Source organism: Micrococcus sp. KRD026 (assembly GCF_017168445.1).
Lineage (GTDB): Bacteria > Actinomycetota > Actinomycetes > Actinomycetales > Micrococcaceae > Micrococcus > Micrococcus luteus.
The window spans coordinates 1-12,796 of sequence record NZ_JABFBA010000073.1; the positions used below are offsets into that span (position 1 = coordinate 1).

General features: G+C 69.2%; 17 protein-coding genes. 14 read left to right on the plus strand and 3 right to left on the minus strand.

The annotated features are described in order from the left end of the window. The 3 genes from J1M40_RS12245 to J1M40_RS12255 form a co-directional block, all read right to left on the minus strand. On the minus strand, positions 1–626 hold a 626-nt coding region (locus tag J1M40_RS12245; protein ID WP_206450841.1), incomplete at its 3' end, for a hypothetical protein. A gap of 1 nt (position 627) precedes the next feature. Further along, positions 628–1,551 carry a ParA family protein gene (locus J1M40_RS12250; RefSeq protein ID WP_206450842.1) on the minus strand — a complete coding sequence of 308 codons (924 nt, stop codon included), beginning with the start codon at positions 1,549–1,551 and terminating at the stop codon, positions 628–630. 184 nt (positions 1,552–1,735) lie between these two features. After that, a complete protein-coding gene (locus tag J1M40_RS12255) occupies positions 1,736–2,032 on the minus strand; it encodes a helix-turn-helix transcriptional regulator (RefSeq protein ID WP_031943868.1) in 297 nt (98 codons plus the stop codon). Between the two features lie 144 nt (positions 2,033–2,176). Here J1M40_RS12255 and J1M40_RS12260 point away from each other — a divergent pair, with 144 nt between their 5' ends. The 14 genes from J1M40_RS12260 to J1M40_RS12325 form a co-directional block, all read left to right on the plus strand. Continuing rightward, positions 2,177–2,881, plus strand: a complete 705-nt coding sequence (locus tag J1M40_RS12260; RefSeq protein ID WP_206450843.1) for an SAF domain-containing protein — start codon at positions 2,177–2,179, stop codon at positions 2,879–2,881. Beyond that, positions 2,878–3,702, plus strand: coding sequence for a hypothetical protein (locus J1M40_RS12265; RefSeq protein ID WP_206450844.1), 825 nt, complete (start codon positions 2,878–2,880; stop codon positions 3,700–3,702). Before J1M40_RS12260 ends, J1M40_RS12265 begins: the two co-directional genes overlap by 4 nt. Further along, the gene (locus J1M40_RS12270) at positions 3,699–5,282 is read left to right on the plus strand and encodes a CpaF family protein (RefSeq protein ID WP_206450845.1); all 1,584 of its coding nucleotides are present in this window, start codon (positions 3,699–3,701) and stop codon (positions 5,280–5,282) included. Before J1M40_RS12265 ends, J1M40_RS12270 begins: the two co-directional genes overlap by 4 nt. After that, positions 5,279–6,145: a type II secretion system F family protein gene (locus tag J1M40_RS12275; protein ID WP_206450846.1), complete on the plus strand. Its 867-nt coding sequence runs from the start codon at positions 5,279–5,281 to the stop codon at positions 6,143–6,145. Before J1M40_RS12270 ends, J1M40_RS12275 begins: the two co-directional genes overlap by 4 nt. Then, complete coding sequence (locus J1M40_RS12280; protein ID WP_031943863.1) at positions 6,142–7,014, plus strand: hypothetical protein; 873 nt, start codon at positions 6,142–6,144, stop codon at positions 7,012–7,014. The genes J1M40_RS12275 and J1M40_RS12280 overlap by 4 nt, the downstream gene beginning before the upstream one ends. 99 nt (positions 7,015–7,113) lie before the next feature. Then, positions 7,114–7,296: a hypothetical protein gene (locus J1M40_RS12285; RefSeq protein WP_087114221.1), complete on the plus strand. Its 183-nt coding sequence runs from the start codon at positions 7,114–7,116 to the stop codon at positions 7,294–7,296. Between the two features lie 43 nt (positions 7,297–7,339). Further along, a complete protein-coding gene (locus J1M40_RS12290) occupies positions 7,340–7,750 on the plus strand; it encodes a hypothetical protein (protein ID WP_031943861.1) in 411 nt (136 codons plus the stop codon). Then, complete coding sequence (locus tag J1M40_RS12295) at positions 7,747–8,196, plus strand: TadE/TadG family type IV pilus assembly protein (protein ID WP_206450847.1); 450 nt, start codon at positions 7,747–7,749, stop codon at positions 8,194–8,196. The genes J1M40_RS12290 and J1M40_RS12295 overlap by 4 nt, the downstream gene beginning before the upstream one ends. A gap of 2 nt (positions 8,197–8,198) precedes the next feature. Beyond that, positions 8,199–8,615 (plus strand): hypothetical protein, encoded by a 417-nt coding sequence (locus J1M40_RS12300; RefSeq protein ID WP_049159529.1) that lies wholly within the window; start codon positions 8,199–8,201, stop codon positions 8,613–8,615. Positions 8,616–8,630: 15 nt separating this feature from the next. Next, positions 8,631–9,332, plus strand: coding sequence for a hypothetical protein (locus J1M40_RS12305; protein WP_206450848.1), 702 nt, complete (start codon positions 8,631–8,633; stop codon positions 9,330–9,332). Continuing rightward, complete coding sequence (locus J1M40_RS12310) at positions 9,326–10,264, plus strand: hypothetical protein (RefSeq protein ID WP_206450849.1); 939 nt, start codon at positions 9,326–9,328, stop codon at positions 10,262–10,264. The genes J1M40_RS12305 and J1M40_RS12310 overlap by 7 nt, the downstream gene beginning before the upstream one ends. A 164-nt stretch (positions 10,265–10,428) precedes the next feature. Then, positions 10,429–10,596 carry a hypothetical protein gene (locus J1M40_RS12315; protein WP_031943856.1) on the plus strand — a complete coding sequence of 56 codons (168 nt, stop codon included), beginning with the start codon at positions 10,429–10,431 and terminating at the stop codon, positions 10,594–10,596. A gap of 398 nt (positions 10,597–10,994) precedes the next feature. Continuing rightward, positions 10,995–12,047 carry a hypothetical protein gene (locus J1M40_RS12320; RefSeq protein WP_206450850.1) on the plus strand — a complete coding sequence of 351 codons (1,053 nt, stop codon included), beginning with the start codon at positions 10,995–10,997 and terminating at the stop codon, positions 12,045–12,047. A gap of 94 nt (positions 12,048–12,141) precedes the next feature. Continuing rightward, positions 12,142–12,796, plus strand: a 655-nt coding sequence (locus J1M40_RS12325) for a LysM peptidoglycan-binding domain-containing protein (protein ID WP_206450851.1), incomplete at its 3' end; no start/stop codon positions are given.

A 12,796-nucleotide genomic window follows, 5' to 3' on the forward strand; every position in this document is an offset into this window, starting at 1 on the left:
CAGCTCTTCGGCAGCCAGGCGTCGTAGACCGAGGCGACCATGGCGCTCCGGGAGGGGGCGCCCAGACGGGCCACCTGCTCATCCAGCCAACCCCGCTGCTCCTGATCCAGGCGCAGCTGCACCTGCACGCCCCCCTGGCCGCGCGCGGCACCTCGGCGCCCACGCGGCATCCCCCCGTCCCCACGCGGCTTGTGCCCGCAGGCCGCCCAGAGCTGATCGTCGCTGAGCTCGTCGAACGCGTCGATCAGCAGGTCCGTGTAGGTCCGATGCCGCTTGGCGGCCGCGGTCCGCAACCGATCCAGGACCGGGACGGGGAGGTAGACGGCCGTGTTGCGCACGACCAGCTCTTCCTCTTCGGGGACGTCCACACGGTCCAGCTCGACCACCTGCGCGCCTTCCTGCGGGACCGCGCGCCTCACGTCTGGCATCAGTTCCGGTGCGGTCTCTCGCGTGGCGACAAGCATCGTTTCCGGTGTGGTGTCCTGCGTGGATTCCGGTGTGGCATCTGGCGTGGTTTCTGGCATGGCGTATGGCACAGAGTCGACCTTCTCCGCCCGCTTCTTCTTGCCCCGGCCACGCGCGTTGAACACAGCGCCGAGTCCGTCTGCTCGATTGGGGGTCTCCATCTCAGGCGTCCTCCTCCTCGTCCCGGCCCAGAGCGCTCAGGCGTCCCAGAATCTCCTGGGCCAGTGCGGCGTAGTCCCCTGCCAGGCCATCCATGGTCGACGCATGGAAGGTCGAGGCTTCACCGGCCTTGATGCGCGCGAAGCGCTCTCGGTGAGCGCGGGCCACATCGCTCTCGAGCTCGTGCACCAGGCGTCCGCTCTTGCGCAGGTCCTGGGCGGCGCCGGCAGCGTGCCGAATACGGGCGGTGAAGACGGCCTCGTCGAAGGCCAGCCCCTGGAGCATCTGCTCGAGCGCCTGGCGGGCCTCTCGCTCGATCTTCACGGCGCGCGCCTCCACGTCGAACAGCGCCAGGCCCAACAGCTGCACGTCGGGGTTCGTGGTCTCGTGAACGGCCTGGAAGCGCTCGGCCGTCACAGCGACGCCGTCAAGGGAGCGGAGATCCGTCTTGGAGACGATGACCACGCCCTCGGCGACGCTGAAGGCGGCCTCGACCAGGGCGCGGTCTCCCGGGGGCGTGTCGATGACGACCAGGTCCCACTCCTCCATGACCTGGCTCAGGCTCCGGTGCAGAAGAGCCCCGAGGGGCGGGGCGTCGTAGCCGCGTGCCACCAGCAGGCTGATGATGTCGGCCAAACGAGGGCCGCCGCGAACGACGCCCAGGCCTGGGCGCATGGGATCCGTGGAGATCGGCAGCGGCGCCCCATCTTCGAGGGCTCGACGCAGCTCGATTCCGTCCGACTTCTCCAGACCGAGGTCGGGGGAGAGGTTGCCCTGGGGATCCAGGTCGATGGTGAGGGTGCGGATGCCGGCGGCCGCGGCCAGACCGGAGAGGTTGGCGACCAGCGACGTCTTGCCGGTACCGCCCTTGCCGTTGGCGACCGCCAGGACGCCTGGGATGGCGTATGAGCGCGCAGGGGTGGACATGAGGACCTCCTAGGTTCCCTGTGATCTGACTCCTCCAGTCTACTGCATCTCTCGGGAAATACCGAGAGATTTCCCGAAGTGTTATGGCGTGCAACTGGCATAGCGGACGGTTGGGGACTGGCGCGCATACGGCGGTGTTATGGCATGAACGGCACTCCGGATGTGGTGCCGGTATGGCATGAGGTCACCGCTCGACGATCGCGCCCAGGGCCTCGATCATCGCGCTGTAGGCCTCCCGGTTGAGGCGGTAGGTCAGGCGTCGACCCCGGCGCGCTTCGGAGGTGTCGCTGGAGGTCAGCAGGCCGGCCTCCTCGAGGGTGCGCAGGTTCAGGGAGAGGGTTGCGCGGGGGGTGTCCAGGGACGTGGCGAGGTCGTGGGCGCCGAGGCCGGGGGAGCGGGCGATCAGCACGAGGATGCGCATGCGCAGCGTGGAGTTGAACGCGACGACGGCCGTGTCGAGGGGGGATGCGGGGGCGCTCATGCAGAAATGTCTACCGTACAGAGGGACATGAGGGGGCGGTCCGGGCTTTATGTCTGGTGAAGGACCAAGCCACCTGCCATCACGGCTGGCAGGTTTGATACGCTCCCCGTGCAGTCCCCTCAGTAGCGAGAAAGGCAGGCCAAGGTGGCTCTGAGAAAGCGGTCGCCCAAGGTGACCCCCACCGAGAACCCGCGCGTCAGCGAGGCCGGCTCCAGCGCGGCGGCTCCCGTGGGCCGTCCTGCGCCGACGCCGGTGGCCAAGCGCCGCGTGGGCGGTGTGGCTGTCGCCGTCGCCCTGGCTGCCCTGGGCGGCCTCGGCGCGTTCGTGGGGACCCAGGCCAACGAGGCCAAGCCCTACCTGGTGGTGAACGCTCCCGTGGAGCGAGGGCAGAAGATCGAGTCCTCCATGCTCTCGTCCGTGCGCGTGGCTGGCGACCCCAGCGTGCTGGTCCCCGCGACCGAGGCCCAGCAGATCCAGGGGCAGGTGGCCACGACCGACCTCCAGCCGGGCAGCACCATCACGCGCACGTCCACGGCAACGTCCTTGGGTGTGGAGGACGGCGAATCGCTGGTGGGCCTGGCTCTGGAGGTCGGGCGCCTGCCTGCCCGGGAGATGGCCGCAGGAGATCACGTCCAGGTCCTCTTCACCCCGGGCAACCAGAACACCCAGGCCGGTGACGAGAACCAGAATCACGACCCCGTCGCGGCCGTGATCGAGGCCAGCCACCATGACCAGAACAGCGGGAAGACCACCGTGGATCTGCGCGTGAAGCAGGCCGACGCCCAGAAGGTCGCCACCTGGGGTGCCGCTGGCACCGCCAGCGTGATCATGCAGGGAGCGCAGAAGTGAGCATCCTGACCCTTGCGGCCTTCGGCGTCAGCCCGGGGGTGAGCACCACGGCCGTGGCCATGACGTTGCAGTGGCCGCGCCCTGTGCTGCTCGTGGAGGCCGACGTCAGCAAGCCCTCATCCGTGCTCGCCGGGTGGTTGCAGGGCAGCATGCCGGCCGACAGCGGCCTGATGGGCATCGCCCACAACTCCATGCGACAGGCCCTGACGGAGCAGGACATCTGGGACTACGCCGTCGACCTGGGAACGGGCCAGGACGCTGGCCAGCCTTCCCGCTGGCTCCTGCCCGCCATGTCCGAGCCGCTGGCCGCGCGATCCATGCGGGGCCTCTGGCCGGAGTTGATGATGGCTCTGCGCGCCGTCTCTGGCCAGGACATCGACGTGATCGTCGACGCTGGCCGCTCCGAGAACGCCCACGGCCGGGAGGCGCTCTGGCGCGACAGCGACCACCTGTGCGTCGTGGTGCGCAGCGACCTGGTCTCCGTGGCCGCGGCGCGTGCCTATCTGCCGGCCGTGCTGGAGGCCCGCGCCACCGCGGGGGCAGTGGACACGTCCTCCCTGCTCGTGGTCGAAGATCGAGCCCAGGAGTTCCCCTCCAAGGACATCTCCAAGGTGCTGGGCCTGCCGGTGCGTGGACGCCTTCCCCAGAGCCCGGAAGCCGGCGCTCACTTCGGCGGGGGCGCCCAGGCGACGTCCTGGAGGCTGCGTTCCTACACGCGGGCCATCGGTGCCGCCAACGCCTCCCTCGCGGACGCGCTGATGGCCCGCCGCCAGCTCATCGAGGCGGACATGCCCACCGAGACCGGAGGAGAGCAGCGATGAAGGATCAGACCCCCGACATGTCCCTGGACCTGCTCAACCTCCCGTTCCTGACCGAGAGCACCCCGGCCAAGCCGGCCCGGCCGTCCCTGATCCCCGCCTCCGCCGGCGCTCACCTGGCTCGCCCGCTGGGCACTACCCCGTCTCCCACCGATTCCGCTGAGCTACCCGGGCTGTCCCGGCCGCTGACTGCTGTGCCCGAGCCGGCACCGCAGGCCGAGCAGAGCGCCCCGGCCCGGCCGAGCAACACCACGGAGCTGACGGGCTTCTGGTCGATCGTCGACGTGCTGCGCGCCAAGGCCGTGGACTGGCACGCCGAGGAGACCGCCGACCGCATCGACCTGCCCGAGAGCGAGCTGCACGCCATGGGCTGGCGGCACATCGACCGCGCGATCATCGAGCAGATGCGTGAGAACGTGCAGACCGGCGGCCGCGACGCCGCATGGACTGCCGAAGAGCAGGCGGCACTGCGCCAGGCCACCTTCGATGCGATGTTCCGTCTGGGCCGATTCCAGGCACTCGTGGACGAGCCCGGGGTGGAGAACATTCACATGATCGGTTCCGACCACGTCTGGGTGGAGAAGGCCGGCGGCAGCATGGAGCGCCGCCCTCCCGTCTTCGAGACCGATGAGCAGATGATGGCCGAGCTCCAGTTCCTCGCCGCGAACGCGGGGGAGGAGTCCCGCCCCTTCTCTGCGGCCCACCCCGACCTGGACATGGACCTGATGGGCTCGGTCCGTCTGGCCGCCACCGCCCGCCCGGTCTCCACGCGGCCCACCGCCGTATTCCGCATCCATCGGCTGGTGAACACCACCCTGGAGCAGCTGGTCGACAACGGCACCCTGAGCCCCCTGGCCGCCGAGTTCCTCACGGCGCTCGTGCAGGCCGGCAAGACGATCGTCATCAGCGGCTTCGGCGGCGACGGCAAGACGACCCTGATGCGCGCCCTGGCGGAGAAGATCGGCCCGCTGGAGCAGATCGTGACCATCGAGAAGGAGCGCGAGCTGCACCTGGACCGGCTCGACTCTCGCCTGGTCCCGCCGATCGAGCTTCAGGCTCGCCCCGGATCGGGCGAGCGCGCCGCCGACGGCAGCACCATCGGCGAGTACACGTTGACCATGGCCATGGAGAAGGCCCTGCGTCTGAACTCCGCACGCATCCTGGTCGGCGAGGTCCGCGGTTCGGAGATCGGCGCGATGATCTCCGCGATGCAGACCGGCGCGGGAACTTACTGCACCGTCCACGCCTACTCCGGCGAGGAGGCCGTGCGCCGTCTGGTCGGCCTGGGCATGAACGAGTTCTCCGAGACCTACATGGCTCGCCAGCTGGGCTACCACATCGACGTCGTCGTGCAGATGCGCAAGGTGCCTCAGCCCGATGGCTCGGTGAAGCGCAAGATCATCTCGATCTCCGAGGTGCTGCCCGGCGACACCGACAAGGGCATTTCGGTGGCCGACCTGTTCCGCATGGGTCCCGGCGACGAGAACGCCGTGCCCGTGGCCCCTCCCGTGGACAACCGCCTGCGCAACGATCTCGAGCGCACCGGCTTCGACCTGCTGCGCCTGGCCGGAGGTGCCCGATGAGCTCGCTCCTGCTCCCTCTGAGCTTTGCCCTGGGCATCCTCGGCCTGGGCATGGCTGCCGTGAACTGGCTCTGGCCCGCCCCTCCCAAGGCCCCTGCACCCGATCCGCGCTGGCTCACCGCCCTCAAGGGACTCGGCCGCCGCATGGACCGCAACACGTGGATCATGGTGGGCATCGCCGCCGCCGTGGGCTTCTTCATTGCGCTGTTCACCGGCCTGCTCGTCTACCTCGTCGCCCTGCCCGGCGCCGTCATCCTCCTGCGCTTGGCCTTCGGCTCCGGCGGGGGATCGGCCCAGATCGAGAAGCTGGCGCAGATGGAGATGTGGACGCGCTCGCTCTCCGGCCTGATCGTCGCAGGAACCTCCCTGGAGACCGCACTGGCCGCTTCCATGCCCAACGCCGGCGACCTGATCCGGGACGAGATCGCCACGATGAATGCCCGCATCAAGGCCGGCTGGCCTACCGCAGACGCCCTCAAGCGCCTGGGCCTGGAATGGGGAGACCAGACCGGCGACCTGGTCGTCATGCAGCTGATCCTGGCCGCCAATCAGCGCGGCCAGGGCCTGGCGAACGCCCTGGACGACCTCTCCACCTCCGTGGAGGAAGAGGTCTCCAAGCGCCGGGCCATCTACGCCGACCGCGCCGGCGCCCGCCGTGAGGCCCGCATCGTGATCACCGTCGTGGTGATTTCCTTGTGCCTGGTCCCCGGAATGGGCGGGCCCATGGCCGCCTACCAGACCCCGCTGGGCCAGGCGCTCTACCTCGTCCTGGCTCTGGTCACCGCAGGGCTCATCATCTGGATGACCCGCGTGGTAGCCCCGCCGCCGCAGGTCCGCCTGCTGACCGCTAGGAGCTCGTCATGATGATGATCATCATCGCCGGCATGCTGTTCGGCCTGGCCGCGACCGCGCTGATCTGGCCCCTGCTGCCCCAGCGCCCGCGCCTGCGCGCGGCGGCCTTCGACGGCACCGTGACCAGCACCTCCGGAGGCGGCGCGCTCTCTTGGCAGGAGCGGGCCTCGCAGTGGACGATGCGCACGCTGCCGCCGGCCCTGGTCAACGGGCTCACCGACGCCGACCTGGACATCCTGGGCACCACCCGCAGCCGCCACACCTGGGCCAAGATCTACGGCGCCACACTCGTGTTCGTGGTCTGCCTCGCCCTGAGCGTGGCCGCACAGGTGCTCTACTCCCTGCCGCTGTGGCTGTCCCTGCTGATCAGCCTGCTCGTCGCCGCCGTCGCCTGGCTGGCACCTGACTCGGCCGCCCGCAAGCGAGCGACCAAGGCACGCACTGACTTCGCACGCGCGGTCGCGGTATTCGTCGAGCTGCTGGCCTCTGAGCGCGGCCGCAACGCCCAGCCCACGGTGGCTCTGGAAAACGCAGCCGCCATCGGCGACACCTGGGCTTTCCAGCGGATCCGTCAGGAACTGGTCCGGGCTCGCTTCACCAAGGTCCAGCCCTGGACCGCCCTGGAGACCCTGGCTACGCAGCTCCACGTCCCCGAGCTCACCGATGCCGCCCGCATCATGCGCCTGAGCGGAGACAATGGGGCCAGCGTCTACGAGCCTTTGCGCGCGTTGGGTCGCAACATGCGCGTGCGGATGCTCAACGCCGAGGCAGCCCGTGAGAATGAGGCTTCCGGCCGCATGAAGAACATCATCATGTTCATCGCGTTGATGTTCACGCTAATCGTCCTCACCCCTCTGATGCTGACGCTGATGAGCGCGTGAGACGCGCGAGCTCCTCCCGGAGATCGTGATCTCCCATCCACCCACCCACCCGCATCGGGACCGTCCCGAGGCCATTTCCACCACACGAGGGGACTCACCATGAACAAGCTGATGCAGCAGTACCTGATCCTCCGCACCTGGATCCAGGACAAGCACGAGGACGAGGCCGGCGCCGAGACCATCGAGATCATCCTCGGCGTGCTCGCCGCCGTCGTGCTGGCCGCCCTGGTCTGGGCCGGCATCAACACCTTCGCCACCAACAAGGTCGGCGAGCTGGGCTGACTAGACCAGCCAGGGACGGAACACCACGAGCAGGGGGGCCACCATGAACATCACGGCACCGCTTCGAGCGCACCTCGAGGCCCATGCACGCAACGAGACGGGTTCCTCGAACATCGCCTCGCTGCTGATCGTGCCGGTGGCCCTCCTGCTCGTGTTCCTCGTCCCCCAGGCCGGTGCCTACTACCAGGCCTCGACCGTGGCTCAGTCCGCGGCCAACGCGGCCTACGCAACTTCCCGAGTCATGGGCGGCTCGAGCGCCGAGGGCCAGGCGGCCGCCCAGCAGGTCATCTCCCAGCACTCCGGCACCCTCCAGGGCGCCTCCGTGAACATCAGCACCACCGGGGAGCGGATGACCGTCACCGTCACCGGCACCGCGCCGGCCTACACCGGGCAGTGGATCAGCCCGTCCGTCTCCCGGTCCGTGACCGGGCCCGTCGAGAGGGTGGTCAAGTGAACCTCCGCGACACGTCCCTGGCCTGGCTGCGTGATGAGCGCGGCGAGTCCGGCGTCGGGCTGCTCATCGTGGCTCCGGCCATCGGACTGCTCATCGCCCTCGCCGTCATGGGCGGCCGCATCGGAGCAGCACAGACCTCCATCGAGTCGGCGGCCGGCGTCGCCGCCCGCGAGGCCACCCTGGCCCGCAACCCCGGCCAGGCCGAATCCAATGCGCGCCAGTCCGCCCGCATGACCCTGGACCAGACCGACTTCACGTGCGGCTCCCAGAACATCACGCTGGACACCTCCGCCCTGCGCAACGCCCCCGGCATCCCCGGGTCCGTCTCCGCCACCATCACCTGCACGGTGCCGCTCTCCGACCTGGCCATCCCCGGCACCCCCGGGTCCTGGACCATCACCGCCGACTCCACGTCCCCCGTGGACACCTATCGAGAGAGGGGCTGAGCATGATCGCCCGCTTCCGCGCCTGGCTCGGCCGCGAGCACGGAGAGTCCTCCCTGCTGGTCCTGATGCTCGTCCCCATCATCGTGCTCGTCGGCTTCGGCATCGGCATCGACTGGAACGGCAAGGTGCGCGCCTCCGAGGAGGCCGTCACCATCGCCCACCAGGCCGCCCGCGCCGGCGCCAACGCTGGCACCACGGCCGGAGCCGCCCGCGGCGAGGACATCACCCTGGACAGAGCGGCCGCCGCGCGTGCCGCCCAGGGGATGATCGCCGAAGCCGGAGCCACCGGCACCGTCAACGTCACCCCCACCAAGGTCACTGTGGACGTCGACGTCCCCTACACCCCGCGCTTCATCCCCACCGGCGTCCTGACCGGCCACGGCCAGGGCACCGCCCAGATCCACTCGAACACCCGCTGACCGCAAGGAGACACCATGAGCCGCGTCACCAAGACCACCGCATGCACCGGAGCCGTCCTGGCTCTGGCGCTCACGCTCACCGGCTGCAACGGCGGCGGCCAGCCGAGCGGCAACTCCACGGCCGCGAGCGCCTCGCAGTCCTCGCTGGAGCCGATCCAGGACGTGCCGTCGTCCGCAAGCGAGGCATCTTCGTCAGCTGGGAGTGCAAGCTCTAGCAGCAAGGCTTCGACGTTCGCTGCGGTGACGTCCGACCGGCCGACGAATGATGAGATGGCGAAGGAGCACGGCTTCAAGGCTTTGCAGTTGTACTACGCCATCAACGACCACTTCTTGAAGCAGAACTCTGTGGATGGGGAGCTGCTGGGTCTCGCGGCTCGGGACCCCTACCTCAGTCAGGACCTCGAGCAGCTGAAGGCCATCGAGTCATCCGGTGAGACTTACACGGGAAAGTCTCGAGTCGAACTGCTGGAGGCGATCATCGGGGGGACTAGCAACGTGGAGGGCAAGCAGGTCCCTCACTCCAACGCCCAGCTGCTGGTGTGTGAGGACAACACCTCCGTTTCCGTGAAGGACAAGAATGGCAAGCCTGTCTCTTCTGGATCGGCGCTGCGCTATCAGACCACGTACATCGTGACCTGGCAGGACGACGACAGCTCCTGGAAGGTTGCTACTCGGGACGTGATGCGAGACGAGAAGGGGAATCCGAAGTCATGCTGATGCAGATGCGACGAGTCACCTGTCTGGGCAGTGCTCTGCTGGCGGCGGTGGCCATGATGATGGCGGCGGTCGTTGCCCCTCCCGTAGCCAGTGCCGCCGGCGACGCCGAGTGCCGATTCGGCGCTTGCACGGTGCGGGGGGAGAAGCCGGGAAGCCCTGGTGGCGGCGATCTGACGCAACCCGTCGTGGGGCCCGGGGAGAGCGAACCAACGTCGAACTACTGCCAGGCGGGCTGGACGCACGAACGTGAGGAGTGCGACCAGAACGTCGACCCGGCCAAGAACTGCATATGGCGCCTCATGGAGAACCAGCCGCCGCCTCCTGACGGCAAGGACCCGTCTCGCGGCGCGTGGGAGGAATGCGTGCCCGAGTGGCAAAGCGCAACCGACGTCTTCAGGAACTACCCCCAGCGCTGGTGGGAGCGGCCGTCCGCGGCAGGAGCGGCGGATGCGGAACAGGCGGCACGTGAGCTCGTGACGCAGATGCAGCTCGAGGGGATCGAGATAGGCATGGTGCCGTACTCCGTGCAGGAGGACGGCACCGGAGCGGTCGGCCTGCCCGCGTGGATGTGGGTGGAGAACACGGAGAATCCGCGGGCGTGGGGGCCGTACACGGTCAGCAAGGACATGAACGGGGTTGCGGTGCAGGCCACTGCGCGGCCGGTGCGCGTTACCTGGGATATGGGCGACGGTACGCAGGTGATCTGCGACGGGCCGGGCACGCCGTATGAGGACCGCTTCGGCAAGGAGGAGTCCCCGGACTGCGGGCACACGTACATGAAGATGTCGAACCCGACCTACACGGTCACGGCGATCACGGCGTGGTCTGTGGAGTGGACGGCCCAGGACCAGTCCGGGGTAATCGAGACCGTGACGCGCTCGTCGCAGGACGTGCGAATCGGGGAGTTCCACGCCCTGAACGTCCGGCCGTGACGTGCGCGCCGGGGCAGGCCTTTGGTCTGCCCCGGCGTGTTGTTTCCAGATGCAGGCTCGGACGAATCGGATTGGGATACTCTGTGACCATGCGCACGCCCCCGTCGAACCCTCGCCCCACCAGGCGCACTGGCGGTCGCCCGTCCAAGGGAGACCGCTTCAGCGTGACCACCAAGCTCCCCCGGTCCTACGAGCAGAAACTGCACGCCCGCGTGGACTACCGGGGCGAGACCGTCACCGACTACGTCGCATCTCTGATCCTGGCCGACCTCGACGCCAACGAGGTCCCCGAGTCGAACGGACAGGAGGCCTTCGACGTGAAGATCGCCTGAGCATGCAAGAAGGCGGCCCCGCGCCAACGGAACCGCCTTCTTGCGACTAGCACCCCGCCAAGAGTGCCGGTCTGAAGATTTCAGTTGTTCGAGAGCTGCTTCTCACTCGCCAGTGAAGCTCTCGATCTCGGGTGGATCCCCGCCAAGGGATCCGGCTCTGTCCCTCCCTGGAAGGAGGCACGTTGCTGTTGTCGTGCCCAAGTCTACCCAAAATCCCTCTCCGCGACACGTCCCCCCTCCCGTCGGCCGTGTCCTCGGCGCCGTGCCTGGGGGAGTCCACCCTCGCCCGACTGCTGCGCCATCGCCAGAAACCAGCCCGGCCCGTGCGGGGTCGGATCACGAATCCGTGCCGTCAGAACTGGCGCCGGCCCTCGCGTGCCCGGGAGGGCGACATCGACGTGATCTTGGCCGCGGTGCCCACCGGGTCCCGGCGTCTGGAGCACCTGGGCGACGCCGTTCCCGCCCTGCGGGCACTGCCTGCCTGGCAGGACCTCTCCCGGATCCGTCGGCGGCTGATGGAGTCCCTGGTGGGTGCGCTGGCGGCCTGTGCGGACTGGTCGAAGATGATCTCCCGTCCCGGGCACAAGCGCCTGGCGAAGATGATCGGCCGGAGCGCCTCGACGGTGACCGCGGCCATCGCCTGGCTGATGCGACACGGGGTAATCGGGCGCGTCGCGGCCGGACGCTCTGCCGCCTACGCGACCCCGGACGAGCGTGGCAAGCGGATCAACGAGGCGGCGGTCTACGTGCTGTGCTGCACCCCCCACCTGGACGCGGAGAAGATCCTCGCCAGGCACCGTGCCGACGCCGCGGCCGAAGCACGGGAGCGTGCAGGTCAGCGTCGGATCCGTGGGGCTGTGGAGAAAAACTGGCACCCTTCCTCGCTAGAGGATTCACTTACTAGAACTCGTAGAGGAACCACGCACGCGCGCGACCGCGGACTCGTCGAGCTCTGGCCCTGCAACCGCGCAGTGGCCACCCGTCGTCAGCAGCTGGCCGCCGCCCGCACCGTCCAGGATCGCGCTCTGGGTCTGCGCGTGCTCTCGGCCCGGGACGTCCGCTCGCTGATCCGTCCCTTCCTCGAGGCTGGCTGGACCCCGGCCGACCTTCTCCACGCCCTGGACCACACCCCCCAGGGCGCGCACCGGCTCCACAGCCTGGACGCCGGCCAGGACACCGCTCGAGCTCGCGGCTACCTGCGGTGGCGCCTGGAGCACTGGAAGGACGCCGGCGGGCTCGTGCTCGCCTCAGCCTCTGCCCGAGCTCGTGAGCGGGCGGAGGCGGCGCGCGAGGCGATGCACCGGGACCGCCAGGCGGATGCGCGAGCGCGCGCGGCGGCCGCGGGAGTGGAGTCTCCGGCTCGAACCGCGGCCCTGGCGGCCATGCGGGCGCTGTTCCGGCAAGGTGGCGCGGAGCGTGACAGCCTTGAGGCGGCCCACCTCACCACCTAAACTGACCTCAGATCAACTTAGAAGGGACATCGGGGGACCGCCCCAGCCTTCTACCCCGTGAAGACCTCTACCCACGCGAGCGGAGACACGCCCCATGCGCACCCTCAAAGGCCTTGCGGCCCTGCTGGCCCTGACCGCCCTGGTGGTCGGCATCCCCGCCGCCCTGATCCTGCTGGCCGGCAACCCCATCCCCAGCACTGCCGAGCTCCAGCAGGCCCTGACCGGCATCGACTTCGGCGGCACGTTCCTGATGGGCACCGTGCTGCCCCTGATCGCGTGGGGCTTCTGGACCTCCTTCGTCTACTCGCTCGTGGTCGAGGTGATCAGCCTCATCCGCCGCGTCGAGACCCCCAACCTGGGCGGAGCGCTGCGCCCGCAGCAGGCCCTGGCCGGCGCGCTGGTCGCCGCCGTGCTCGCTCTCGGCGGTGGCAGCCCCGCCTTCGCCCTGACCCCGCAGGACACCGCCTCCGCTCCCGCCGCCGTCGCCATGGCCCAGGAGGGCCAGACCACCCAGGACACCCCGGCCGCCGCGGGGGAGCGGACCTACACCGTGCAGGAGGGAGACACGCTCTGGGGCATCGCCCGGGACGAGCTGGGCCAGGGCAGCCGGTGGGGCGAGCTCGCCGAGCAGATGCGCTCCACGCCCCAGGCCGACGGCCAGACCCTCGCCGATCCCGACCTCATCATGACCGGCTGGACCGTGGAGCTGCCCGACGGCCCCACCGGCGCCGGCTCCACCTCCGCGACAC

Excerpts from the sequence above, each read along its gene's own strand:
- J1M40_RS12250 (WP_206450842.1), bottom strand. The coding sequence starts at position 1,551 with ATGTCCACCCCTGCGCGCTCATACGCCATCCCAGGCGTCCTGGCGGTC.
- J1M40_RS12255 (WP_031943868.1), bottom strand. The coding sequence starts at position 2,032 with ATGAGCGCCCCCGCATCCCCCCTCGACACGGCCGTCGTCGCGTTCAAC.
- J1M40_RS12270 (WP_206450845.1), top strand. The coding sequence starts at position 3,699 with ATGAAGGATCAGACCCCCGACATGTCCCTGGACCTGCTCAACCTCCCG.
- J1M40_RS12275 (WP_206450846.1), top strand. The coding sequence starts at position 5,279 with ATGAGCTCGCTCCTGCTCCCTCTGAGCTTTGCCCTGGGCATCCTCGGC.
- J1M40_RS12280 (WP_031943863.1), top strand. The coding sequence starts at position 6,142 with ATGATGATGATCATCATCGCCGGCATGCTGTTCGGCCTGGCCGCGACC.
- J1M40_RS12285 (WP_087114221.1), top strand. The coding sequence starts at position 7,114 with ATGAACAAGCTGATGCAGCAGTACCTGATCCTCCGCACCTGGATCCAG.
- J1M40_RS12290 (WP_031943861.1), top strand. The coding sequence starts at position 7,340 with ATGAACATCACGGCACCGCTTCGAGCGCACCTCGAGGCCCATGCACGC.
- J1M40_RS12300 (WP_049159529.1), top strand. The coding sequence starts at position 8,199 with ATGATCGCCCGCTTCCGCGCCTGGCTCGGCCGCGAGCACGGAGAGTCC.
- J1M40_RS12305 (WP_206450848.1), top strand. The coding sequence starts at position 8,631 with ATGAGCCGCGTCACCAAGACCACCGCATGCACCGGAGCCGTCCTGGCT.
- J1M40_RS12310 (WP_206450849.1), top strand. The coding sequence starts at position 9,326 with ATGCTGATGCAGATGCGACGAGTCACCTGTCTGGGCAGTGCTCTGCTG.